The 24,555-nt window shown below is 61.4% G+C and carries 22 protein-coding genes and 1 CRISPR repeat array; of the genes, 10 read left to right on the plus strand and 12 right to left on the minus strand.

Features of this window, described 5'->3' with window-relative positions; all coding sequences use genetic code 11:
• Positions 1 to 21: 21 nt before the first annotated feature.
• From vccA to VSP_RS23085, 6 genes are all read right to left on the minus strand, one after another.
• On the minus strand, positions 22 to 4,245 hold the full coding sequence (gene vccA / locus VSP_RS23060) for a Verru_Chthon cassette protein A (RefSeq protein ID WP_009963658.1): 4,224 nt from the start codon (positions 4,243 to 4,245) through the stop codon (positions 22 to 24).
• Positions 4,246 to 4,277: 32 nt separating this feature from the next.
• Entirely contained in the window at positions 4,278 to 4,958 is a 681-nt protein-coding gene (gene vccD, locus VSP_RS23065; protein ID WP_009963659.1) for a Verru_Chthon cassette protein D, read from the minus strand.
• Positions 4,959 to 4,998: 40 nt separating this feature from the next.
• Positions 4,999 to 6,108, minus strand: coding sequence for a Verru_Chthon cassette protein C (vccC, locus tag VSP_RS23070; RefSeq protein ID WP_009963660.1), 1,110 nt, complete (start codon positions 6,106 to 6,108; stop codon positions 4,999 to 5,001).
• Positions 6,109 to 6,111: 3 nt separating this feature from the next.
• The gene (vccB, locus tag VSP_RS39885; RefSeq protein ID WP_009963661.1) at positions 6,112 to 6,648 is read right to left on the minus strand and encodes a Verru_Chthon cassette protein B; all 537 of its coding nucleotides are present in this window, start codon (positions 6,646 to 6,648) and stop codon (positions 6,112 to 6,114) included.
• Positions 6,649 to 6,782: 134 nt separating this feature from the next.
• Complete coding sequence (locus tag VSP_RS39890) at positions 6,783 to 7,763, minus strand: ParB N-terminal domain-containing protein (protein WP_009963662.1); 981 nt, start codon at positions 7,761 to 7,763, stop codon at positions 6,783 to 6,785.
• 479 nt (positions 7,764 to 8,242) lie between these two features.
• The gene (locus tag VSP_RS23085) at positions 8,243 to 8,458 is read right to left on the minus strand and encodes a hypothetical protein (RefSeq protein WP_156345006.1); all 216 of its coding nucleotides are present in this window, start codon (positions 8,456 to 8,458) and stop codon (positions 8,243 to 8,245) included.
• Positions 8,459 to 8,635: 177 nt separating this feature from the next.
• Here VSP_RS23085 and VSP_RS23090 point away from each other — a divergent pair, with 177 nt between their 5' ends.
• Positions 8,636 to 9,565: a glutathione S-transferase family protein gene (locus VSP_RS23090; RefSeq protein ID WP_009963664.1), complete on the plus strand. Its 930-nt coding sequence runs from the start codon at positions 8,636 to 8,638 to the stop codon at positions 9,563 to 9,565.
• Between the two features lie 25 nt (positions 9,566 to 9,590).
• Here the strand turns inward: VSP_RS23090 and VSP_RS23095 are convergent, their stop codons facing one another.
• Positions 9,591 to 9,965 carry a hypothetical protein gene (locus tag VSP_RS23095; protein ID WP_009963666.1) on the minus strand — a complete coding sequence of 125 codons (375 nt, stop codon included), beginning with the start codon at positions 9,963 to 9,965 and terminating at the stop codon, positions 9,591 to 9,593.
• Positions 9,966 to 10,096: 131 nt separating this feature from the next.
• Here VSP_RS23095 and VSP_RS23100 point away from each other — a divergent pair, with 131 nt between their 5' ends.
• Positions 10,097 to 11,056, plus strand: a complete 960-nt coding sequence (locus tag VSP_RS23100; RefSeq protein ID WP_009963668.1) for a YihY/virulence factor BrkB family protein — start codon at positions 10,097 to 10,099, stop codon at positions 11,054 to 11,056.
• 37 nt (positions 11,057 to 11,093) lie between these two features.
• On the opposite strand, the gene VSP_RS23105 is transcribed toward VSP_RS23100, so the two are convergent.
• A complete protein-coding gene (locus VSP_RS23105) occupies positions 11,094 to 11,357 on the minus strand; it encodes a hypothetical protein (protein WP_156345005.1) in 264 nt (87 codons plus the stop codon).
• Between the two features lie 322 nt (positions 11,358 to 11,679).
• Between VSP_RS23105 and VSP_RS23110 the strand changes: the two genes are divergently transcribed.
• Together VSP_RS23110 and VSP_RS23115 are read left to right on the plus strand one after the other, a co-directional pair.
• A complete protein-coding gene (locus tag VSP_RS23110) occupies positions 11,680 to 12,231 on the plus strand; it encodes a hypothetical protein (RefSeq protein ID WP_009963670.1) in 552 nt (183 codons plus the stop codon).
• Between the two features lie 66 nt (positions 12,232 to 12,297).
• Positions 12,298 to 12,651 (plus strand): hypothetical protein, encoded by a 354-nt coding sequence (locus tag VSP_RS23115; protein ID WP_009963671.1) that lies wholly within the window; start codon positions 12,298 to 12,300, stop codon positions 12,649 to 12,651.
• A 9-nt stretch (positions 12,652 to 12,660) separates the two neighbouring features.
• On the opposite strand, the gene VSP_RS23120 is transcribed toward VSP_RS23115, so the two are convergent.
• The 3 genes from VSP_RS23120 to VSP_RS23130 all read right to left on the minus strand — a co-directional run bounded on the left by VSP_RS23120 (position 12,661) and on the right by VSP_RS23130 (position 14,543).
• Positions 12,661 to 13,104, minus strand: a complete 444-nt coding sequence (locus tag VSP_RS23120; protein WP_157211018.1) for a response regulator — start codon at positions 13,102 to 13,104, stop codon at positions 12,661 to 12,663.
• A gap of 252 nt (positions 13,105 to 13,356) precedes the next feature.
• A complete protein-coding gene (locus VSP_RS23125) occupies positions 13,357 to 13,971 on the minus strand; it encodes an RNA polymerase sigma factor (protein WP_009963674.1) in 615 nt (204 codons plus the stop codon).
• 272 nt (positions 13,972 to 14,243) lie between these two features.
• Positions 14,244 to 14,543 (minus strand): hypothetical protein, encoded by a 300-nt coding sequence (locus tag VSP_RS23130; protein WP_009963675.1) that lies wholly within the window; start codon positions 14,541 to 14,543, stop codon positions 14,244 to 14,246.
• Positions 14,544 to 14,653: 110 nt separating this feature from the next.
• Between VSP_RS23130 and VSP_RS23135 the strand changes: the two genes are divergently transcribed.
• The 6 genes from VSP_RS23135 (at position 14,654) to VSP_RS23160 (ending at position 20,988) form a co-directional block, all read left to right on the plus strand.
• On the plus strand, positions 14,654 to 15,580 hold the full coding sequence (locus tag VSP_RS23135) for a LamG-like jellyroll fold domain-containing protein (RefSeq protein WP_009963676.1): 927 nt from the start codon (positions 14,654 to 14,656) through the stop codon (positions 15,578 to 15,580).
• 68 nt (positions 15,581 to 15,648) lie between these two features.
• Positions 15,649 to 16,575, plus strand: coding sequence for a sugar phosphate isomerase/epimerase family protein (locus tag VSP_RS23140; RefSeq protein WP_009963677.1), 927 nt, complete (start codon positions 15,649 to 15,651; stop codon positions 16,573 to 16,575).
• Between the two features lie 76 nt (positions 16,576 to 16,651).
• Positions 16,652 to 16,918, plus strand: coding sequence for a GNAT family N-acetyltransferase (locus VSP_RS23145; protein WP_050026749.1), 267 nt, complete (start codon positions 16,652 to 16,654; stop codon positions 16,916 to 16,918).
• Positions 16,919 to 17,035: 117 nt separating this feature from the next.
• A complete protein-coding gene (locus tag VSP_RS23150; protein WP_009963679.1) occupies positions 17,036 to 19,729 on the plus strand; it encodes a PQQ-dependent sugar dehydrogenase in 2,694 nt (897 codons plus the stop codon).
• A gap of 21 nt (positions 19,730 to 19,750) precedes the next feature.
• Positions 19,751 to 20,347, plus strand: a complete 597-nt coding sequence (locus VSP_RS39895; RefSeq protein ID WP_009963680.1) for a phosphatase domain-containing putative toxin — start codon at positions 19,751 to 19,753, stop codon at positions 20,345 to 20,347.
• An 80-nt stretch (positions 20,348 to 20,427) separates the two neighbouring features.
• On the plus strand, positions 20,428 to 20,988 hold the full coding sequence (locus tag VSP_RS23160) for a hypothetical protein (protein ID WP_009963682.1): 561 nt from the start codon (positions 20,428 to 20,430) through the stop codon (positions 20,986 to 20,988).
• A 910-nt stretch (positions 20,989 to 21,898) separates the two neighbouring features.
• Positions 21,899 to 23,923: direct repeats of the CRISPR family, unit length 36 nt; unit sequence GCTTCAACGAAGCCGCACCCTTTCGAGTGCGGAGAC.
• A gap of 251 nt (positions 23,924 to 24,174) precedes the next feature.
• Here VSP_RS23160 and cas2 read toward each other — a convergent pair.
• On the minus strand, positions 24,175 to 24,495 hold the full coding sequence (gene cas2 / locus VSP_RS23165) for a CRISPR-associated endonuclease Cas2 (RefSeq protein ID WP_009963684.1): 321 nt from the start codon (positions 24,493 to 24,495) through the stop codon (positions 24,175 to 24,177).
• Positions 24,496 to 24,555: the final 60 nt, after the last annotated feature.

The following is a 24,555-nucleotide window of genomic DNA, read 5'->3' on the forward strand; positions in this document are numbered from 1 at the left end:
ATGTACGGGCTGGCGCGCAGGCTATCGGGTAAAGCGACGCACATGCCGGATGCGCCAGGTGTAGAGGGAGTCCAGGGACTTGGCGGTGCTCAGGCTGCCCGCCACCGCCTTGCCGATGTAGTCGTATTCGGTCTTCTTAAGCGCGGCATCGTTGGGGTCGATAGCCCGTTCGACCAGCGCATCCCCCTGTTTCTCCCCAGTGACCAGATCCTTGTCGGGATCGAAGGTGTCCGCCTCACTGGAGCGCGCCTTCGTGATGGTCTGAACGAGGAAGTGCACCCGGTAGGTGTTGGAGCGGGTGGTGACCCGTGGGTAGATGTTGGCATACGGCCGCTCCATCGTGTTGTCCCCCGTGAGCTGACGCGTGCCCCAGTAGCTCGACATGGCCGAGCGGATGGCGCTGCCGGTGCTGCCGCCCACCCCATCATCCTTGGGCACCAGGAACTGCTCGCAGACTTCCCCTGCGTTCATGAAGTACTGACCGGCATCAAACTGGCTCTCCCACTGGAGGAGCGTCTTGTCGGCATCGATGTAGTGCCGCCAGTTGCTGTTCAGCGAGATCTTGGTGTAGTCCTTGTAAGTCTTGCCCGCACTCGTGGGGATGGCCAGCATCTCCTCGGACTTGAACACTGCGTGCAACCCGGTGGCCCGCTTGATGTTGGTGAAGGGAACAATGCGGTAGTTGAGGTTCACCTTGCCCGCGGTCGAGAACGGTTCGCTGATCGGATAGGGCTGCACCACTGGCATCCAGAACCAGTCCAGCAGCGCATGATCTGGCGGAGCACCGGCCATCGCTCCCTTGGTGCTGTGATCCTTCGCTCCCAGGTGCCCGCCAGAGGTGATGTCGGGCCGGAAGAGATAGGTGGTCCACTGGATGCCGGTGGACGGTGCCGATGGCAGAGAGCCAAACATCACCGCTGACGGGAGGAGCTGGTTGGGGGCCGTGGTCTGGTTGGCCGGACGGCTGTTGACGTTGACCCCATCCCATGGATTCTGGCTGAAGTACGGAGGAATCGTGCCGTCATACACGCGGGCCCCGTCATCCGGCTTGTTCCAGTAGGCGCCATCCGGGGCGATGCCTGTGCCATTGTCCCAGTCACGGGTCTCCCAAGGTTTGACGGTGTAGGGGTAGTTCGAGGGAATATTCGCCCGGAACACGGTCGAGTTTCCGTTCACCGGGAAATCCGGACGGTAGTCGCTCGTGGTGGCGGTGAGGTTGTTGTAGTCCGCATCCGGCACCAGCTTGGCTTCTGTGGTACCGTCTCCCCACGTGGGAGAGTACTCCACGCCCGGGAGGAAAAGGGTTCCGGCCTTGCCCGTCTTGTGAGGTTTGCCACCTGCTTTCACAAACGAATGAATCTGCCCCTTCAGCTGAGACGCGGCGAGCTGGGAGGAGCCGATGTTGACTGGATCCCACGCTGGGTGCGGCACAAAAAGCCGCTTGCTGGCATCCACCCCATTCGCCCCCGCCCCTTCACGCAACCGCTGGTAGGCCAGGCGATAGTCTCCATGCCGCACCACCCAGGTGCGGACCACGTCGCTTGCGTCGATGAGTTCCGGCTTGGCAAAGCGGTTGCCACTGTACTCCCGCGCATTCTTGTACCGCTTGCTGAAGGTGTACGCCAGCTCCAGCGGTTTTGTGGGCACTGGCACCACCATGTTGGCAGGCACCTCAGCCAGCAGCCGCCGGCTGGAGTAGTCTCCGTTCCGCTGGTTGCCCACCCTGATCTCCAGACACCGCTCCGCCAGGGACGTGGTGCGCACGCTGGACACCGTCATGGAGGTGGCCGCAGAGGGCACGAGGAAATAGCCCCGGCTGTACATGGCCGGGGAGGTCAGACTGTCAGAGGCCACGTCCAGATCTGCCACCGCAGTCGCATCGGATCCGCCATTGGCGTTGCTGTCCGCGTACATCCAGTAGCCACCCGACCCGCCCCAGCCCGCCCACCAGTCCCCTGTGGTGTTCCGGCCCGCAAGCGGCGTTTCCACGGGTTTGATTTTGCTGAGATACTGCAGGTGGGACACATTGTGCAGCAGCGTGCCCCACAGGCTGCGATAGCCGGTGGACACGTCCCCGTCCCCGTCCTTCTGCACGAGCGGCGGCGTGATGACAGCTCCACCGGGACCACGGGTGCCGAAGCCCGTGGTCGTGATGCGGAGGTTCTCCAGGGAGGAGACATTGAACGAGGTGCTGGGAGCAATCATTGTATAGCCCTGCCCGGCGCAGAAGCCTTCAGCCACAATGCCCACCTGGATGGCCTTCTGCCCCGGCTGCAGGTTCAAGAGCGTCACAAGATCCGGGTTGGTCTTGGCAGCCGTCGAACTGGAGGGATTCTCCGCAGCGAGAATGAAAACCAGACCGAACTCCGACACCGTGAACTCGCGACCGATTCCGGTCGTCCAGACGCGGTCATTGCCATCGTCATTGGTGTTGCGTTTGAGGATTTTGTTGTCGGTATTGAGCGGTGCGCTGTAGTAGGTCATGTCCACCGCGGCCACCTGCCCCAGCGTATCGGTGCCGATCCAGTTGGCCGAGGCCTGGGAATAGGCGTCCACCGGCACCCGTGGTGTCACACTCTTGGTGGAGTGGGTGGAATCATTGGCGTTGGTCCCGCGGATGTACTCCAGCATGGAGACGATCCCGGACCCCACATTGTAGGGGCTGCTGGAGGGGGAACCAGTCCGGTCGTCGTACTTCTGGGCGAATGACTTTGAATACCCCTGATTGGGGAGCTTGGCCAGTTCGATGAGATACTGTGCCAGCGAGTTGTTGTGAATCATGCCATAGCCAAAGGAGTCCGTGCTCTCAGCATTGTAGTAGTTCGAGAAGTCATCCATGTTCGACGCCGCACTGCTGCGGCGGAAGTGGTAGGGATGGTTGCCCAACGTGCTGGCAAATGCTGAGACGTTGTCGAAAGAGGTCCGTTTGTTGTTGGCCGGTTCCGGCCGATAACTCACCGGCCAGATCGACACCCTGGGGAACCCGGCGGCAGTGGTCTCCGGAGCGCGGCTTTCAGCCGTCAGCAGGAAGCGCAGCTTCTTGAGCCTGTCCGCATTGCCTCCCAGCACCCCCTGCATCATCCGGGTGCTGAAGCTCTGCGCCGTGCTCGTCGTATCCGAGGGGTCATCCAGCAGGAACTCATCCACCGAGGCATAGAGGCGGTCCGTGTCAAAATCCACCGGGCTGGTGCTGGAGGTCAGCAGACCCGCATTGGCATTCACCCGGGGCGTCACCGCATAAAGGTTCTGAAGCTTGGCCGCAGAAGCGGAGTTGGACGGCAGCAGCCGCTCGCCCGGGTAGAAGATGGTGCTCAAACACGTGGTGGCCGGGTGCCCGCCAAAACGCTGCACCTCATTGCGCACCGGCGGACTCTTGGCGAACTCCAGCTCCCGGCTCGTCACGCACCGTGGGGTGTCCCAGAACATGCCTTCTGAGGCGGTGTTGATGTTCACCTTCCCCGATTCATCATCCGTCCAAAAGGCCAGGCGCCCCACGATGGGATTGGAGGTGCTCACGGCCTTCTGCCCGCTGAAGGGGACAAACTTCGGGCTCGCGGACTGGCTCATCACCCCGAGGCTGCCGTCTTGCAGCACATAGACCCAGCGCACCGGCATGGGCAGACGCTGGGAGGACGCGGTGCCGCCAGGAGCACGGACTCCGTTGATGGTACTCTTGCTCACCGCCAGCTTCGAGTCATAGGAAAAACCCTCCGGTGTCGTGCTTCCAGGATAGGACGGGGTGGCCATGTCCATCGCCCGGGGATCCACGATGGGAAACATCAGGTTGCCAGCGACATCCGGCGCCGGCTCATTGAGATCGGCATAGACGCCCGGCAGAGTGTCCCAGGTGGAGGGCACATCGGATTCCAGGTTCAACGCCGAGCCATCGGTGAGACCAGCCGCAGACACCACCATCTCCTGGGCGCTGTAGAGCTTGTAGATGCGGGAGGCCGTGCCTGTGCTTTTGCCATAGGTGCGGATGGCCCCTGGTTGGGAAATCCAGAGCGCATTGGTTTCCGTGGTCCCCTGTCGCATCTGGCCGATGGCGGCATTCACCGCCATGTCCTGAAGCGTGTTCAGATCATGCACCGCCGCGTGGCTGGAGGATGACCGCAGCTGCACCGTGGACATGTTAAAGAACAGCACCACCACCAGCGTGACCATGCCGACGATGAGCAGCGCAGGCAGCAACGCGGTGCCACTGGCACCACGGCGGGCGAAATGCAGGGAAGAGGAAACTTTCATGACGATGATCTTGCGAGGTCGGGAAGGTGGTGTCAGGGCCTGAAGAAACGCACCCGGGCGGTGGCAGGCTCCAGCTGCATGGTGGCAAAGTTGGCAGGCAAACCGCCCCCGCTGACTTCAGCTTCTTTCACGAGGGTGAGCGTCCATTTCTGGGAGGCACCCAGGCTGCAACGGCCATCCGGCAGGAACCGGAAGCTCACGTAGCTCCGCGTCGCGCCACTGGTGGCCGTCTCCGTCCCCTTCACGAGATCCGCCTGGTTCTCGGAAAGCAACGTGGAATACGTTGCCGAGGGGTGGAAGACCAGGCCCTCCGGCAACGTCTCCGGGGCCCCGCTCGGGTTGAACGGCGGCTCATAGTCGGCCGCAGTGGGATCTTTGTAACCAGCATCATCCGGATTGATCACCACATCCACCGTCCCGTACTCCACAGTACGCCAGGACTCCTCGCCCATGTCATTGCTTACTTTGTAGATACGAAACACCACCTCACGATTCGAGGTCATGGCCACCTGACGTGCGTGATCCATGGCATTTCCAACGGTCTGCACCGCCTCCTTCATCCGCAGCGTGGTCATGAGACTGCCGGCCCCCGTACCCGCCATGGCCAGCATGAGCCCCATCACGGAAACGACGATGAGCAGTTCCACCAGTGTGAAGGCACGCAACTGGCGGTCGCGGAAACAACTGAGCATGGCAGCTTGACGGGAGTTCACAGTGAAGAGGAGTGAAGGCACAAGGTTACCCGGGGTCCGGTCAGTAGGTGCCGTTCCAGCGGGCATTACGGAGGCGCACCGTGGTGGAGAAGACCCGGTAGTTCAGCTTCTGCCCCACCAGCGTGTCCTCCAGCGCGCGGATGTCGGCGTCGTACTTGGAGGCATCTAGGAACAACCCATCCAACCCCAGAGATGGCATGGCTGAGCCGTTCGTGTCCTGGAGCCTCGTGGCGGACACATCATCCACCGCCACCAGGGTGAGACGCAGCAGCGGCGGCAGCCGGTGCCGGGTCACCTCCGCCAGGCCCGACGTGCTGGAGGTGTACTGGTAGCTGCGCGTGTCATACCCGTACGCGGGTGCGAGTGCTTCTGGCTTGAGCGTGCCCCCCGTTGAAGTAGTGCTGCCATCCGGCACCATGGGGAAGATCACGCACGCCACGATGTTCTCCGCCACGGTATGCACATTGGAGCTGTCCGCCAGGGCCGTGGTGTACCACTCCTGCACCTTCGCCCTCGTCGTCTGCGTATTCAGCTTGAGGGCGTAGGTCCTCATCATCTCCGCAGGCACCTGCAGCTCCTTCAGCCGGAACCGGTGGCGCGATGCCACCGGCGCACTGCTGCTGTTCAGGAAAGTGGGTCTGAGGGTGTCATCACTGCCGAACTCCAGAAAGTATCCCCAGCTGTTTAGCAGGGTGTCCAGTCCCTTCCACTCCTTCTGCTCGCTCAGACCATAGGTTCCATGAAAGAACACAGCATGCCCGGTCCGGTTGCCGCTTCCTATAACCGGTGCCGTGCCGGCATTCGCCGGCCCGCTCACAAAGTGCAGGTCTGACTGTAGCTTGTATCCTGTGGGGACCGTGTTCGTGTCATTGTTCGCATAGACGTAGTCGTAGTAGGGATTGATCTCGCAGGCCTCCAGGCGCCGGCACATGGTCTCGAAGGCAGCCTGCACTTCACGGAACTGGCCGTTGCGCGCCTCAGCGATGCGCAACTGGCCCAGCGAGGCATTGAGCATGGACGTCGTGGTCATGAGCACCACAGAGAGGATCGTCACGCTGAGCAGAAGCTCAATGAGGGTGAATCCCCTGCCCTCAGTGCCACGACATGAAGCAACCGGGCGTGCCCGCAGATGATTGACGTACGCAGTCATGGCTTACAGGGTCTTTTCAAGATTGACCAACAAGCTGCGGCTCACCCGCACGCTGCCCGGAAGAGACTTTCCGTTGTCCAGCGCTGCCTCCGCCTGATCCAGCGCCATTTTGCCCTGGCCTCCCGGGCGGGATGCCACCATCACCACCACCTGTCTCTGCCAGGTGTTTGCTGGCAGCCCCGCCACGGTTCCCAGCGTCACGCCCGCGGCGGAGCTCAGCCGCACCCGTGCAGTGTACACGCACTTCTCCTGGGGTGATCCCGTCGTCAGTTCCATCCCTTGATCGTCCAGGTAGGTATCCTTCTCCTGCCAGTTCTGGAGGAGGGACCAGTCGGCCTGTTGCACTTCACCAATGAGACGCGAGGCGATCCGGGCGGACACAGTGGTACTGGCAGCCCGTCCGCTGGTTTCGATGGAGGCGGAAAGCAACCCCACCAGCGGCACCATGACCGTGACGAGGATGCCAATGGTGATCACTACCTCCACCAGCGTCGCACCGGCGGCAGATCGGGCTTGGGGGTGACGTGTTCTTGTGGTCATGGTCAGCCTGTTGGGATATTCAGAACGGGCACAGGTCACCGGACTAATCCCGGGACCTGGTGAGGGCTCGTTCTAGTTCTATGAAATATTGATGATTGCCAAAGCCCTCCGCATGCGGAGAATTTCGGGTGATTTTACGCGGTCATCAGGAGTCCGGCTCCACGGCGCAGATCGCTCGCCGGCTCCTCCTGGTTGCGGCGGGCCTTCCTGCGGGGCATTCTGGCGGCCCCCTCCTCGACGAACGGACTGGCAAAATTGTCCGCCTCCCGCAGGCCACCGATCATCCGCCCTTCCAGATGCGCCTGCATGGCATAAATGGATCTTCGGAAAATATAGCTCTGATTGGCTCCCCCGCGCGGCATGGAGTGCAGCAATGACTCACCCATGAGCAGCTTGCGCAGACGCAGCGCCGGGTGATCCAGCGCCAGCCCCGCTCCCGTACGAATGGCGGCCAGGAACTCACGACACTTGTCGGAATCCACTTCATGGTAGAGCACGGCCGCCGCCAGGAAGGACGCCTGGGAGATGCCCTTGACGCTCTTTTCACCCATCTGGTCCGTCACCGCCTCAATGGCCTCGCGATGAGTTTCCAACGCCAGTTTGACCACGCTGTCAGGAGGGGCCGTGCCACTGTTGCTCGCCACCACCCGGCGGGCCAGACAGGTCGCAATCTCCACCCATTTGCGGTTGCGCACCTGGCCGGAGAGGTAGAGCGCGTCAAAGAGACTGCGACGTCTTTGACGGTCCACTTTCTCCTGAGCGGCGGCAGGCAATCCGGTGGTGACAATCATGGGCACGGTGCGTCGGGACTTCACAATGGCTGTCAGCCGGTGCTGGCCATCCACCAGCCTCCCTTCGCAGTCAAACCCCACCGCTGCCGGGGTCAGGCGCCACTCGTCATTGCGAATCTCCTCCACATACTTGTCCACCACCTGCTCAGACAGCTTTCTGTTTCTCAGGTTTCGCTCCAGCATGCGGCGGGCCATCTCCGGAGTGAGTTGCACCGCCACGGACGAGATGCCGGGAATCGTCTCCAGGCAGTCTAGACCTGTGAGCGCACCGGGAAGGTTGGTGCGGGTGGGCAGCTGGGCAGGGTGGATGGTTGCGGTCTGCATGACGGTCCTGGGGTTCCTGTTATGGGTTGAAACTCGTGCGACTCAGGCCCCAGTTTCCGGGGCTCGCAGCGCCTCGCGAACACCCTGCACATACAAGGCAACTAATGCCGTGTTCTGGTACAAAAGAGTCGTGAGCATGTCGTATCCAACCTTTCTTTCAGGAAAAGTTGCGCAGAATCGTGCTCACCGGGAAATTTAGTTTTCCGTAAAAACAAAACCGGCAGCAACGGCATAGCGGCCATGCCAGGGGTCGCCAAAGGTTCTTTTTACCTAGAACTTTCCATGAAACAACCCGAACACCTCCAACAAGCCCACCTGACCCTGCACACAGCCCTTACCCCCCCACCCCACCCCCCGGCCCCATTCATGGTAAAATGCTTAGCGGGCCTCCCACCGCTGTGATAGGAGACCCGCCCGCGAACAAAAAGTGAATCACCAGCCGCAGACACCACCTCCGCCGGACTCGTGATGCACTCAGATCAGATGAAGAAAGTGAGGAACGCAAGCCCCTTGACCAGGAGGGCCCAGATGATCCAAAGCTGCGCCTTGCTATACACCCGTTCTCCGCTCGTCTCCCGGGGAAGTTCCGGGTCGTGGCCGTAGAGTCTCTGATGGTTCTTGATCATGTACACTCCCGCCGCCAGGGTGAAAAACAGGCCCATACCTGCGATGATCTTGACGGGGAGTAAGGACAAGGCTGCTATCATGGCGGAAAGTGCCATACACCCGGGTGTCTGGCCAGATACAGAAGCCCCAGATTGCGGGGAATACAGAAGCGCGCCCCCTCCCCCAGCGGGAGCAGCCCCCATTCCCGGACGACCAAACGTCGCCATCCACACGTATTGCTCCATGGAGATCCCCTCCCCCACCCCATGGCCCAATTTCCTAACGAACAATCTGATGATGGCGAATTCGAGCGGCAGGATGATGCCTTCCGCTCCAAGGTGAGCACAGATGGCTCCACGCCCCACCCGGTGGCCCGCGGTCGCTACCACCTGTATGTCTCACTGGCCTGCCCTTGGGCGCACCGGACGCTCATCGTGAGACACCTGCTGGGGCTGGAGGACGCCGTGGGCGTCACCGTCGTGGACCCCGTACGGGATGAGCGCGGCTGGGCTTTCCGGGAGGGTCCCGGCCACACCGCCGATCCTGTGAACGACTTCCAGTTCCTTTCCCAGGCCTATACCGCCACCGATCCGGGTTTCCAGGGACGTGTCACCGTGCCCGTCCTGTGGGACCGGGAGCTCCGTCAGATCGTGAACAATTCAGAAGACGACATCTGCCGGATGTTCGCCACAGAGTTCAGGGAGTTCCAGCACACGGGGGCGGACCTTTTTCCGGTTGCCCTGGCGGAGGAGCAGAAGGCCCTGTCTGAGTTCATTTACCAAAACGTCAACAACGGCGTCTATGGCGCCGGCTTTGCCACCACCCAGAGCGCCTACGAAAAGGCCTTCCGGGAGCTGTTCGCTGCGCTCGACCAGCTTGACAGGCACCTGGGCGCACAGAGGTTCCTCTTCGGACCCAAGTTCGTGGAAACTGACTGGCGGCTCTTCTGCACCCTCATCCGCTTTGACCCCGTTTACCACGGGCACTTCAAGTGCAATCTGCGCCTCATCCAGAACTACCGCCACCTGTCTTGCTATCTCCGGGACCTGTACCAACAGCCCGGCATCTCTGACACCGTCAACTTTGATCACATCAAGCGGCACTACTACATCACTCACGACGACATCAATCCCACCCGCATCGTACCACGTGGCCCGGACCTGGCGTGGCTCGATGAGCCGCCCGGCCGCGCCTGAAAAGTTCAAGGCAACAACAGCACTCTCAGTGTAGAAAGTGCTGCGTGACCGACTCGTGGACCTCACTCTCTGCGTCTGTCTTCACCGTCGTGGCCATGGAGCCCAGCACAGCCAGGAAGAGGAAGACCGGGGTCATGATCAAAAAGAGTGGCAGCAGCAGGAGCGCAATGAACGGAGCCAGGATCACCAGCAGCACCGTGATGATGGAGTTCGTGGGCTGGGCCAGCCATTGGCAGCAAGGGGCGGCCACCTTCCAGAACGGCTCGTAGAAGGGAGACTGTGAAAGCCAGCTCTCGATCGCGGAGCGCCGTCGTTTGCGCGCCAGTTCGGCGGAGTTTATGGTCGTGACGGGCCCGGGCTCGGGCCCAGAATCTGCCCCTTCTTTGAGGGTTGCACTCATAGGATTCCTTCGGTTGTCCCTTAGTTTACCAGAATCCCCCAACCTCTGGCAAGCCCCGTGATTGGGGCAAAAACTCACCCACGACACCGCATAAAGAGGACCAACACCCCCGGCTTCCGCGAAGTGCGGTTATGGGTCCTCTCGCATTTCTGTCCCTTCTTCGCACCGCAGCACGGGAGTGGATCGATGACGACGCCTCCCGTCTGAGTGCGGCCCTGGCTTACTATGCCACCTTTTCCACCGCTCCGCTCCTGATCATCTGCATCTCTCTGGCCAGCTTTGTCTTCGGCGAACAGGCGGCTCGCGGCCAGATTGTGGCAGAGATTTCCTCCCTGGCGGGGGAGGATGCCGGCCACTCCATCCAGGCGTTCATTCTGGATGCGTCGCAGAATGATCACAACGGTTGGAAGGCCCTGCTCGGAGTGGCGGTGCTGCTCTTCGGTGCCACCAGGGTGTTTGCTGAACTCAAAGGCGCACTCAATGCCATCTGGGGAGTGGTTCCGCGTCCGGGCCAGCAAGTACTGACCCTTCTGCGGGACCAGTTCCTGTCCTTCTCCATGGTCCTCGTCATTGGCTTCCTGCTGCTTTCCTCCCTGCTGGTGAGCACAGCAGTTGCGGCAGCCACACGCTACTTTGGCCAGTGGGTTCCGATGCACCCGGAACTCCTGGGCTGGGGGGACATGGGCCTGTCGCTCGTGGTCATCAGCGTGCTCTTTGCGTTGATTCTCAAACTCCTGCCAGATGTGCACGTCGGCTGGGGGGACGTGTGGCTGGGAGCTGTGGTCACTGCCGGCCTCTTCAATATTGGCAAGCACGCCATCAGCGTCTATCTCGGGACTACCGGTGTCGCTTCCAGCTATGGGGCAGCAGGGTCGATCGTCGTCCTCCTGCTCTGGGTTTACTACTCCTCCTGCATCCTGTTTTACGGTGCGGAGTTCACCAAATGCTATGCACGCAAGTTTGGTTCGGGGATTGTGCCCAAATCTCGTGCCATGACCATAGCGGCTTCCGTGCTGGATGAGATGAAGGCACAGGGCCTGCATCTCCCCCATCCCGCGCACCGGACTCCTTCAGCGTCGGTCAATCAATGATGGCGTCAGTGTGCAGGCAGTCATGAACAGGCAGACCTCATCCATCTTCAGGGAAATCCACCCCTGGCACCCCTCGGGTGCTTTGCACCAGCGTCACCGCTTCTCGGGGATGCTCAGACTCCGCACGATGCTGTAATGCGGTGGCAATGTGATACCCCTCCTTTTTCAACTGGCTCAATCCGAGTGAGATGGCCAGCCGACAGACGTTCTGCCGGGTAAGGCCAGTCCGGCCGGCGACAAAATCGAGCGTACGCACGGTGTTCTGAGGGATGCGGAGATTGAATGTTGTCTGGTTTTTCATGGAACCTTTCTCCTTTCGAGCTTCATCTTGAAATCGTTGCCGCGCACCCCGGCGGTTGCCCGCAAAAGTCTTTTCCACCAGTGCAATGCAACCAAACAGTCGTCACCGCCCGATCTTCGGAGAAACCCTGCCCCCACATCACCATGTACAACTCAAACCCAGAACCGCAGACTCCCCAGCCGATGCCCTCAGACCCCACGCCTGCGGAGCCGCTGCCGGCCCCTGAGCCCCCTGCCCCGCTCCCTGCCCCGCAGCCCGGAGATCCTTCCCCGTCCCAGCCGCCATCCATTCCGCCCATCGTTGCCTGAACCTCCGTCCTCCCATGGACTCCGGCTCCAGTTCATCCCTCCCAGCGCCCGCCTCCCCCAAGAAGCTGGCTTACTTGAGCTACATGGGGGCCACCCTGCGCAGCTCTCTCTCAGAGGTGGAGGCTGACAACGCAATCGCCCGCCTTGAATCTGTTTCCAACTACGAGCAATGGCGACAGCTCGTGGAGAAGAAGAACGAATGGCATACGGATCGTTTTCTTCTGCACCCCCAGCTTTTCGCAGTTGAATTTGAAGCGTACTACCACAGCGAGCTGCCGGAGATCCTGTCCAACTATGTGCGCAGCCAGGAGCCAGGCGCTGCCGCAATGCTGACACCGTCCAACATCCGACTCACCATGGAGTCCCTCTCCAAGGCCAACCCCTCTTGGTGGCGCAGCCCCCGGCGTCAGCGGCTCTTCCTCACCGAGCTCCTGGAGAAGCGATCCACGCTTTTCCCCTCACCCACTCTCTGCGCCTCGCTGCGCGAGGGACTGCATCAACTCACAGCCAGCGTCGCCGAGATCCTGCGATCTTGGCGGTCCAAGGGTTCAGGTGGAGCAGCGTGACCCGCTCCACAGGAATTGACACGCAACTGGAGAGTCCTTGCGATTCAGAAGAAAGCTGACACTCACGTGAAATCCAAACCCTCCTCCCATTCCTCCGATCAGACCGAGCTCCCTCTTCCCTACGGAGACGAGTCGCCAGATCCCATCGAACGTTTGGTAGAGGATCTGGCTCAGCAGGACATCATGCCCCCTGAGGAAGAGACCATCCTGGAGGAGTATCCGGAGGTGTCACAAAACGCCCTGCTCATGGGGCACGCCTGGGACCAGGCCGGAGTGGAAAATGGTGACCGCGTCGCCCGCATCCCACTGGAGGACGAGGTCAAATGCAGCGAGCTCCTCGTCAAAGGCGGCCTCGACGAAGCCGATGAAGAACTGCGCGAGCTGGAAGAGGCCGAGGAAATTGACCGCGAGCTCGAGTGATCCGGGAAGTCAGGCCAGCCCGGGCTCTTTCAGGGCAGGATTGAAGTACGTGCCCCCGCTCCGGATGGTGTTGATGGCATGGAGCAGCTCCTCAGGCGAGGTGTTCTTGTTCACATACCCACGCGCCCCCGCCTTGTGGGCCTGCTCGGCATAGGCCCGTCCCTCGTTCGTTGAAACAACCAGCACCTTCAGATTCCGGTGTTCCTGCAGCGCCTGACGTGCCAGATCATAACCGCTTCCATCCGGCAGATTCACATCCACCACCAGGATGTCTGGCAGTTCCCGTTGCAGGGAAGCCGCGCCCTGGCGCACATCCGGCGCACTCCAGGCAAAAGCCAGACCTGGACTGTCCTCGGCAATGCTGCGAAATACAGCGCAAATAATGGAGTGGTCGTCCACCACGGCAATGGAAACAACGTGCTGGTCTAACGGTGGAGACGGTGTGACGGGCATGTTCAAGTTCGTGAGGGGGGGGACGGTGACAGATGAGAAAGACCCGAAACTGGTGAGCAGAGGATTTCCCCCCTGAAATTGCGTTCCCATCTGCCTTATTCGTTCCGAATACGTCTGTGGGCACAGGTCCGCGTGCGAAAATCACGATGCGACGAAGCCCCAAGCAAGGCAAAAAGACCCCTCACAACTGGGACTTCTCCTCAGCCGGGAAGGGTCGATGCATCGGGAACCCACGCGCACAGCAACCACTCGTTACGCAGCCTCCTGGCAGATGTACGAGCGGCCCAACTTGCGCACGGCGAGCTCAATCCTCGTTTTCACCGTGCCAAGTGGCAGGGAAAGTCTCGCGGCGATTTCCCGCTGGCTCAGACCCTTGAAGAACGTGAGCCTCACCGCCACCCCCTGCTCCTTGGGCAGATCCTGAATCAGACGGTTAAGCACGTCTTGCAGTTCGTTCTGACGCACCTCCTGATCCACCACTGAGGTGGACTCCAGACGGTGCACCTCCGGCCGCGAGGCGGCTTCATAGCGGCTGGTCGCACGTTGATAGGCCGAGAGCTGCCGGACACGGTCGAGTGCACGGCGACGGGCAATGGTAATCAGCCACCCCAACAGCTTACCCTTGTGGGAGGAGAACGTACCTGCGTGCTTCCAAACCTGGATGAAGACATCCTGCAGGACGTCATCGGAATCCGCTTCCACGCCCAGCACCCGCGTGATCACCCCGCGCAGCACACCTCGATGACGGCGATACAGCTCTTCCAGAGCACGCTGAGACTCCCCACTGACAATCCGGTCCATAAGTTCCTCATCAGTCAGCGCAACGAGATTCTCTGCCAGCGGGGAGGGGAAAAGGATGGTGTTCATGAGTGGTAGGGAGAGTTTTTTTGAGAGCTTCGCGGCAGGGCTGGATGTGCCCCGCCATCGTTACCCTCCTCCCTTGCATTCTGCATACCACCCACCCCACCAAAAGCCTAACACACTCACCATGAATCATTTACAGAACACACACCTCAACTGCAATCCGGTTTTCCGGCCCTGAAATCATGCAAAAAGCACGCATTCACCTGTCTCACCATGCAAGATGCACGGCATGGGACTTGGGCGTGAGGCTCGGCTGCTCCTTTGGGGGGGACAAATCAAGATCGCAGGCCACCCGCCAGTTGCGTGGGGGCAATTGCACTCACCGCCGTCAATGCGGGATCTTTCTTCCGCACACGGGGCCGCCGCACCACCGGTGCCGGAGGCGGAGCTTCTGCGGGAGGACGCAGGCTCATCTGGGCTCCCGCAAGGTGGATCTCCACCACGGGTGATCCCGTGCGCAGATGCTGGAGCAGACGTGACGCGACCGCCAGGGCCTGCGTAGCAGTCAGCACCACCATCAGGGTATCATGTCCCGCCTGGGTCGCATCGAACCGATGGATGCTTCTCTTTCTCATGCAAAACCGCTTGTTGATAGGGTCCTCTTTCCTATGAGTTCGCCCGACACTCCCCGGATGGATGCTTTTCCCGGCTGGGCAGAGGTCCTTCCGGCCAACTGAATGCCTTCATGAGCCTGACTCATCTCCCCTTACTGGCCGCCCTTGGCCTTGGCCTTCTCCACGCGATCGCCATCGGCGCGGAGCCTGGCAAGGTTCCCCCAACCGCTGCAGCACCTGGGAAAGGCAACACCTCAGAACTTGCGGCAACGAACGCGCAGCGCGCCGTCCTGGAGACGCCGGGGATCGCGGCCTTCTGGGACTTTCGTGAGGATCCAGGAAACAAACGCATCTCCCTGGCTCCCGGTGCTCACGCCATGGAGGAGATGGCCGGGCCCGTGGCAAGGGAGGCGGACGGCCCCTTCGGCACCGCGCTTCACATCAAGTCCGGCCAGTGGCTGCGCATCCCGAGGGACCAGCTTGGTTCGTTGAACATACATGGTCCCAGGGCGCAGGTCACGGTCATGGCATGGGTAAGGCGGGAGCGACCTCACGCCTGGCAGGCCATCGCTGGCGTGTGGGACGAGTCTCGCAAGAAGCGGCAGTACTGCCTCTTTCTCAATGCCGCCTCCCGTACTGACCACCGCACCATGAAACGCAAACCGAGCAAAGACCTCTTCCAGGGCCATGTGTCCAGCGTGGGCGGCCCTACGCCCGGCGAGGAGTTCTGCATCACCTACGCTTCCAGCGGGTCTGTGGTCGCCATGGAGGGGTGGCACTGCCTCACCCTCACCTATGACGCCAGAGAGGTACGCCTGTACCTGGACGGCAGGTTTGACGCCTCTGAAGGCAGCAACCCCTTCCCCTATGCGGAAGGTCTCTTTGACGGCGGGGAGGGCGGTGCCGAGTTCACCGTCGGCAGCGTGTCGGTGCGCGGCAGGCCGGGGAACTTCTTCGGCGGTCGGCTGGGAGGCCTCGCCGTCTTCCAGCGTGCCCTCAGCGCAGAGGAAATCGCCGCCCTCCACACCGCCACCGCGCTCACAAAAGCACCAGAGTAAGGGACATTTTCATCGTCAGCACCGCCCGACCACCCCGTAAGTATCCAGCCTCTCATTCCGACACCATCATGAGCCCTATTACTTCCTCGAACCGCCGCCAGTTTCTCTGCCACACTGCTGCCCTCGCGGGAGCCGCTGCGCTGCCCGCCTGGGGTCAGGCCGTCCCTGCCGCAGGCACCCCAGACGCCCTGGCGGGCAGGCTCTACAAGACGCTCAAGATCGGCATGATCAAGGCGGATGGAATCCTCACGGACAAGTTCAAGACGGCCCTTGCCGCAGGCTTCAAGGGTGTGGAAATGAATGCCCCCGGCATGGACGTGGCCGAGACCAAAAAGGCCATCGCGGAATCCGGTCTGGTTGTGGACGGCACCGTTTGCGGCAGCCACTGGTCCATCCGCCACACCAGCGCAGATGCCGCCACACGCTCGAAGGCCTTGGAGGACCTCAAAACCGCCCTCCGCGACACCCGCGCCGTGGGCGGCCACTCCGTACTGCTCGTCGCAGGCAAAGGCGAGGACGGCCCCGAGAATGAAATCTGGGCCCGCTCGGTCGAAAACATCGCCAAAGCCATTCCCGTTGCCGCAGAGGAAGGCGTCACCATCGTCCTGGAAAACGTCTGGAACCAGTTCCTCTATGACCACAATGGCGGGTCCGATCAGACCGCCGACAAGTGGGCCAAGTATGTCGATGCCTTCAACTCACCCTGGGTGGGCATGCAGTTCGACATCGGCAACCACTGGAAATACGGCAGCATGGGCGGCTGGCTCCGCACCCTGGGCAAGCGGGTTTACAAACTCGATGTCAAAGGCTTCTCCCGCGCCCAAAACAAATTCACCCCCATCGGCCAGGGCGATATCGACTACGCGGACGTGCGCAAGGCCCTTATCGAGATCAACTTCTACGGCTGGCTCGCCGCCGAAGTGGCGGGTGGAGATCAAGCCTACCTCAAAGGCGTGTCCGATGAGATGGACACAGCGTTCGGGCTGCGGGCCTGACGAAGCCTGGTCGCAGCGCCATCGCGTCGTCGTCACCGTCCCGATGGAGATTCCGCAGCCTGAACACATCTCCCCCATGGACATCGATCACGACTCCGCATCCCACCGGTTCTCCTTGGAAGAATCCGGCCATACCTCCGTGCTGGACTATGAGCTGGATGGCCGCCAGATGACCATCACCCACACCTACGTCCCCGGTGAGCTGCGTGGCCGGGGCATCGCCGCCGAGCTGGTGCAGGAGGCCCTGGAGCATGCCCGCGAGCAGGGGTGGACCGTGGTGCCGCAGTGCAGCTACGTCGCGGCCTACATGGCCCGGCACAAGGAGTACAGCGACCTTCTGTGAGTCAGAAAGGATACCGCCCCCCGAAAAGTCGGGGGTCAGCCGGGTCTGGCCCTTTGCACAATTGTGGCGGCGCAGTCCGTATCGGGGATTCTGCCCTGATTCGTTGCTCCATCTTCCATGCGCTCCCCGTTGCTCCCAGCCGTCCTGCTCGCCTCACTCTCCCCCGCCCTGCTGCCTGGGCCAGTCCACGCGGCCCCGCCCGACTACCGGTTCAAAGTGGAGACCCTTTTTGAAGACATTGCCCAGCCCATGGAGATCGAACTGGCCCCGGACGGCAGGCTGTTCTTCAACGAGTACAAGGGCACGCTCAAGATCTACTCACCCGCCACCCGACAGCTCACTCAGGCCGGCACCCTCCAGGTCTTCAATGGCCAGGAGAACGGCTTTCTGGGATTCGCGCTGGACCCCAAGTTCGCCGAAAACGGCTGGATCTACTGCCTGTACTCGCCCAAGGACTTTGACGGCCAGCAGCTCAGCCGCTTCACCATCACGGGTGACGTCCTCGACCTCGCGAGTGAAAAGGTCATCCTCCGGTTCACGGAACAACGCAAAGAGTGCTGCCACCACGCCGGCACCGTCGAGTTCGGCCCGGATGGCTGCCTCTATTTCTCCACGGGGGACAACACCCATCCCCATGGGGACTCCCAGGGCTACGCCCCGCTGGATGAGCGGCCCGACCGCTCTCCGTGGGATGCCCAGAAGTCCGCAGCAAACACGAACGTGCTCAATGGCAAGATCAACCGCATTCGCCTGAAGCCGGACGGCACCTACGAGATCCCGCAGGGCAATCTCTTCCCGCCCGGCACACCCAACACCCGCCCGGAAATCTATGTCATGGGGTGTCGCAATCCCTGGCGCATGTCGATTGATGACAAGTCAGGCATTGTTTACTGGGGAGAAGTGGGCCCAGACGCAGGCAACGACGGCCCACGCGGCCCACGCGGGTACGATGAAATCAACCAGGCCCGCCGGGCGGGAAACTTCGGCTGGCCCTACTTCATCGCCAACAACCTCCCCTACCATCACTACGACTACACCACCAAGGCAGTGGGCGCGCCCTTCGATCCCGCCCACCCGGTGAATGCGGGCGTGAACAACACCGGTCTGCGAGATCTCCCCCCCGCCCAGCCAGCCATGATCTACTGGCCGTATCGGGAACCACGAGACTTTGTCGAGATGGAAGAAGGTGGCCGCACCGCCTGCGCCGGGCCCGTCTTCCACTGGCGGCCGGAGTTCGAGAAGACCGCTGGTTTCCCCAGGGACTTCGACGGGTGGCTGCTCTTCTGGGACTGGGAGCGCCCCACCATCCGCTGGGCGAAATTGGACAAGGACTCCAACTTCCTCGGGATCGAGCCCTTCACCGGAGCCGTCGTCACCGCCAACAAGCCTGAGGCCATTGAGAAAGTGCAGCCGCAGATCGCTGGCGGCGCCACGCTCATGAAGCGCCCCGTGGATGCCGTCTTCGGTGCCGATGGCTGCCTCTACATCATGGACTATGGTGAGACCTGGGGGCCAAACAAGGACTCCCGCATGCTCAAGATCAGCTACCTGCGAGGCAACCTGCCCCCGCTCGCCCGGGCCAGCGCCGCCCCCACCTCGGGAAGAGAGCCTCTTACCGTCCGGCTGACCAGCGCCGGCTCCAAAGACCACGAAGGGGACGCCCTGAAGCATGAATGGCGGCTGCTCCCGGAAGGGCGGGTGATTTCATCCAACCCCGATGCGGAAGTCCGCATCGACCTGCCCGGCAACTATCAGGCCGGGCTGCGCGTGACCGATTCACACGGTGCCTCGGGATCGGCCACCGTCTCCTTCCTCGTCGGGAACACCCAGCCCACCGTGCAGTTCGACTCCCCGCAGTCGGGTGATTTCTTCGATCCCGGTAAGCCCGTCAGCTACCAGGTCAGCGCCTCAGATGTCGAGGACGGCACCTCTTCTGCCAAGCCAGACGAGTTTGGAATCCGCACGCTGGTCAGCAGCCTGTTTCTGGACGCCTCGGGCAAGGAGCAGGCTTCCGATCCCGGCCTGGCTCTCATGAAGAGCAGCGACTGCTTCAACTGCCACGGCGTGGAACAGAAGATCGTTGGCCCTGGGTTGTTGGAAATAGCAGAAAGGTATCGCGGCCAGCCTGCCGCGCTGGAGACCGCGGTCAATCGCGTCCGGCAGGGCAGCACGGGCGTCTGGGGCCCGCTGCCCATGCTGCCCCACCCTCAGCACACCACAGATGAGGTCACGATCATGCTCCGCTGGGTCTTTGGCCTGGAGAAGGGCAAGGGCGGCCCCACCCTCACCCGTGGCTTGAGCGGCACCGCCACTGCGCCCCAGGCAGGCACGCCGGGCCAGTTCGTCCTGGAGGCCGCTTATACGGACGCGGGCCGGTCCCCGGCCGGTACGCTCACCGGCAAGGCCAGCGTGGCCCTCCGCACCCGCCGCTGGGAGGCGGAGGACGGTGAGGTCAACGGCCCCCGGATCAGCGGCAACGGCAGCGCCAGTGGCAAGAAGGTGCTGGGATCTATCAACGACAAGCACACCATCCGCTTTGAGCACGTCAATCTCGCCCAGGTCGGTGGATTTACCGTTCGCGCCTCGTCGGGGAATGTGGGCGGCGTGGTGGAACTCCGCGCCGGCAGCGCAGACGGGCAGCTTTTGGGCAGGGTGGAGGTGCCCAACACAGGCGGCTGGGACAAGTGGATCGAGCCCGCCACCCGTTTTGCCAGCCCGCTGGAGGGCCGCACGGATGTGTTTGCCGTCTTCGTGAATCCCGGCAAGGGAGGCCTCATGAACTTGGACTGGGTCCAGTTTGATCCTCGCTGATTCACCCCGTACGTTGCGGCCATGCCCCTCAACACAGGTCATGGCCGCACCCCTGCCACCCCCGCCCAGGGAGACTCCGTCCCCGCGCCTTCCCCCTTCAAGCCTGTGTGTGTTGATCTCTGGTGGGCTGTGCCTGACCTCCTGGCCGGCATGTCGATGCCGTATGTCCACCCCTTTCGCTATGATGTGGAGACCGCCGCACTCACAGATTTCGACGACGAGCTCCCCGTCCTCTGGCACTCCGGCATTCGCGCCGTCGTCGGCCTGTTAAACATTCCCAGCGCCCCTGAGACGTTTCGGAGCGCCGGTTTCGACTACTGCTGGCTCCCCATGGTGGATGGCGGCATCTCCACCCGTGAGCAATTCGAGGAGTTCCTCCGCTTCATGCACAAGCAGGCCGCGTCCCGCAATCCGGTCGTCGCCCACTGCGTGGCAGGCCTGGGGCGCACGGGTGTCCTTCTCGCCGCCTATCTCGTTGCCCACGGTCACAATCCGCAATCCGCCGTGCTCGCCGTGCGCAGTGTCCGCCCCGGCGCGGTCGAAACCCGACGTCAGGTGGAGTTTCTTTTCGAGGTAGAGCGCAGGCGGGATGCAGGTGAGTTGCCGTCCCTCACCTAGCCAGCCCCCTTTTTTCCATCTGGACGCCTTAAGGCATTTCTGGCAACGTCCCCATCAGCAGACAAGCCCCTCCCTTGCCGATGTTGCTCACCAGACCCGCCGTCCAGTTCCTGATGGCGCTCATGCTCGGAGGGTTCGCCTGGTTGGGCTACTTCTACCTTACCGAGGCCGAAAGGATCCACCGGGAGCAGATTCAGCACCAAGAAGCCGCAGCGGCTGACGCTGCGGCCGCCGTCAAACGCCACCTTCAAGACGTGCAACGCTTCTGGAAGGACAAGGAGTTGTTGCTACAGGCCCTTCAGATCGGTGCCCGCATGGAGCCCGCCCACCTGGACGCTCAATGGGAGGCTCTCCAGACCCAGTTGGGGTCATCTCCTGCAGACAAACGGCTTGAACAACTTGCCCGCGAAGCCCGGGAAGTTCTTCACGGCGCAGGCCAACTCAGGCAGAAGATCCACACTTACGAAAAGCGGTTGGCCACTGAACCCGACTTGCGCGAAGTGCTTCAAGAACGTCTGGCCTCATTTCGCCAAGACATCGCCCACGCCCTCGCTTCCAGCCGCCCCCGCTGCCTGTCGCTTGCCACCCGAGTGGCCGAGCTCGATCCCCCAACTCTCCCCGCCCGCGATCCAAAGCTGTAGGGCAAGCGCTCCGCTTGCCGCGAGCCACCCCTGACTGAGGCAACCGGAGCGGTCGCCCTACAACCCAGATGGTAGATGGCTGGGGAGCGAGGAAGTGGCCAACAGGTACAAGGTCATCCTCCTCGCCCCTGACCCCACCTCATCGGGAAGTTGGCTTGTCAACTTTGACGATCTGATGGTGTCCCAGCCCTGATTGCCCGATGCCGGAGGCATCAAAGCCATTAGCCGGACGGTTGAAGGAGCGTAGCGACTGATACCTCCGGAACATCAGATTCAGTATTGCATCCCGGAGCGGATGCCAGCGACGTCGCCTCCGGCATCTCAACTTCCCTAAAACACTGTTCCGATTTTAATCGGTTATTGACGCTGTAGGGCAAGCGCACCGCTTGCCACGCGCCACCCCTGACTGAGGCAACCGAGGCGGTCACCCTACAACCCAGGGTGGTTGGATCCGGGGTCGGGAACAGAGCACCCAGAGACCTTCGCTCACCCAACCCACCCCTGACGCTGTAGGGCAAGCGCTCCGCTTGCCGCGAGCCAACCCAGACCCGGCAACCGGAGCGGTCGCCCTACAACCCAGATGGTAGATGGCTGGGGAGCGAGGAAGTGGCCAACAGGTACAAGGTCATCCTCCTCGCCCCTGACCCCACCTCATCGGGAAGTTGGCTTGTCGACTTTGATGATCTGATGGTGTCCCAGCCCGGTTTGCCCGATGCCGGAGGCATCAAAGCCATTAGACGGACGGTTGAAGGAGCGTAGCGACTGATACCTCCGGAACATCAGATTCAGTATTGCATCCCGGAGCGGATGCCAGCGACGTCGCCTCCGGCATCTCAACTTCCCTGGATCACTGTTCCGATTTTAATCGGTTATTGACGCTGTAGGGCAAGCGCACCGCTTGCCTCACTCGCATTCAACGAAGCCGCACCCTTTCGAGTGCGGAGACCCGTGTGTGTGCTCAAGAAATCCGACTTTTCCCGTGCTTCAACGAAGCCGCACCCTTTCGAGTGCGGAGACCAATAAGGGTTTTTCCATTGCATCTCCTATTCTCAAGCTTCAACGAAGCCGCACCCTTTCGAGTGCGGAGACTCCCATATTGATTACTATACCGCAAACTGCTTTGAACAGCTTCAACGAAGCCGCACCCTTTCGAGTGCGGAGACGATAGATCTTGTTAACGCTGTCGCTCAGAGTGGACAAGCTTCAACGAAGCCGCACCCTTTCGAGTGCGGAGACGTTGGTGAACCGATCCTTGGCCCCGTCTGATGGTTCCAGGCTTCAACGAAGCCGCACCCTTTCGAGTGCGGAGACAACCGTTTTCGTCCCAAAATCCCGCCCCAACGGAATCATGCTTCAACGAAGCCGCACCCTTTCGAGTGCGGAGACCGATTTTGTGAACGGTCACAATGCCGCGGTCATAATCGCTTCAACGAAGCCGCACCCTTTCGAGTGCGGAGACCCTTGCCGTTAGCTGGCGGTCGTGGTTTCTGTGTCAAGCTTCAACGAAGCCGCACCCTTTCGAGTGCGGAGACGATATGTGGACTTGTATTTTCCGACCCTGCCAGAGCAGGCTTCAACGAAGCCGCACCCTTTCGAGTGCGGAGACTCCTCTTCCGTGTACTCGTCTGTGAGCTGCTCTTTGGCTTCAACGAAGCCGCACCCTTTCGAGTGCGGAGACTCAGCTCCAGCAGTTGCAGAAGGTCCGACTAAGGAGCGCTTCAACGAAGCCGCACCCTTTCGAGTGCGGAGACCTTGCTGGAGCGTCAGGTATCCGGGGCCGCGATCAACCGCGCTTCAACGAAGCCGCACCCTTTCGAGTGCGGAGACGACCTAAAGGACGCTAAAGAGGCAGCGCTCGCCATTGCGCTTCAACGAAGCCGCACCCTTTCGAGTGCGGAGACCGGCTCCCCCGGCCAAACCTGCCAAGCCCGTGAAAGTGGAGCTTCAACGAAGCCGCACCCTTTCGAGTGCGGAGACGAGCACGAGCACTCTCCCTGAACTTCGGAGATGTCACAACGCTTCAACGAAGCCGCACCCTTTCGAGTGCGGAGACAGGCAACGCGCCGGTCAAGCGGTGCCCGTGAACGGAATGCTTCAACGAAGCCGCACCCTTTCGAGTGCGGAGACCCGGGTGCCCCTGGCGCTTGACCTTGCACACGGCAACGCTTCAACGAAGCCGCACCCTTTCGAGTGCGGAGACACGGAACAAGTTGACAATGCTCAACTTGCCATGGAGCAGCTTCAACGAAGCCGCACCCTTTCGAGTGCGGAGACAACCCATAACTTTCCTTCCCTTCTATGGCTACCGTCAGCTTCAACGAAGCCGCACCCTTTCGAGTGCGGAGACCTCCCACCTGCGCCCCACTGGTGGGCCCTAGGTGCAGGCTTCAACGAAGCCGCACCCTTTCGAGTGCGGAGACTCGAGGATCATCCCCTCACTCCACCACACAGCGCCCAGCTTCAACGAAGCCGCACCCTTTCGAGTGCGGAGACATGCCGCGGCGCTGGGGGAGAAGGAAATAACAAGCCGTGCTTCAACGAAGCCGCACCCTTTCGAGTGCGGAGACCAGCGCCGGATCGACTTTTGCCCTTAGCTCCATGGCGCGCTTCAACGAAGCCGCACCCTTTCGAGTGCGGAGACTGATAATGGCAAGGTATGTCCGGTTCCTAACCTCGGCTTCAACGAAGCCGCACCCTTTCGAGTGCGGAGACAAAACTCACGAACGTCTCCAACATCTCCGCACCCATTGCTTCAACGAAGCCGCACCCTTTCGAGTGCGGAGACCGTGATTTCGCCCTGAGCGTGGGTATGCGTCGAGGGTGGCTTCAACGAAGCCGCACCCTTTCGAGTGCGGAGACAGCTTCAGGTGCTGCCTACCTCCGTTGCGGATGCCGCAGAGCTTCAACGAAGCCGCACCCTTTCGAGTGCGGAGACGCCACCTCTGTAGGCCATTCAGCATCAAATTGCAAGAAGCTCATCTGCGAGCGGCACCCTGAATCAAACCGGGAATCGGCGAACCCTCGCCGCTTTTCTGCTGCAAACCCCTCATCCACAACGCGCGAGCGCCTCCCGGTTGGCGCGCAGCACCTGACCGCTCGCGAGTCAGCGCGGGCGCTCCTGCTCTGAATGTTTTGGTGAATGTCAAAGATCGCCTCCTTCCCTGTTCCCCTTTCCCCTGCGGTGCTTCACACCACATAGCAGGGGGCGTCAAAGCGTGCGTAGGGCAGCCCCACGGACGCAATGACACGGTCTCCCCGGCCCTCACTGGGGCCCAGAGAGACAAACAAAACCTGGTCCTCATCGTGTTTGATCACATCCCTCAGTTCGCGCTCCAGCCGGGTTCTCTCTCTCGGGTTCAGATCACACTCGAACACCGAGTACTGCAAATGAGTACCATGGTTTTTGCAGACCTTAAACACCTTTCTCAACCGCTTGTCGTCCGCAATGTCGTAGCACACCAAATACGTGATCCGGCTGGAGATCACCGAGGAGGAATGGCGGGACATGGGGAGGAGGGAGTTAGGGGTTGGAAGTTAAATGTTAAATGTTAAACGTTATGTGCCGTG

It is taken from the genome of Verrucomicrobium spinosum DSM 4136 = JCM 18804, assembly GCF_000172155.1.
Classification (GTDB): Bacteria; Verrucomicrobiota; Verrucomicrobiia; order Verrucomicrobiales; family Verrucomicrobiaceae; genus Verrucomicrobium; species Verrucomicrobium spinosum.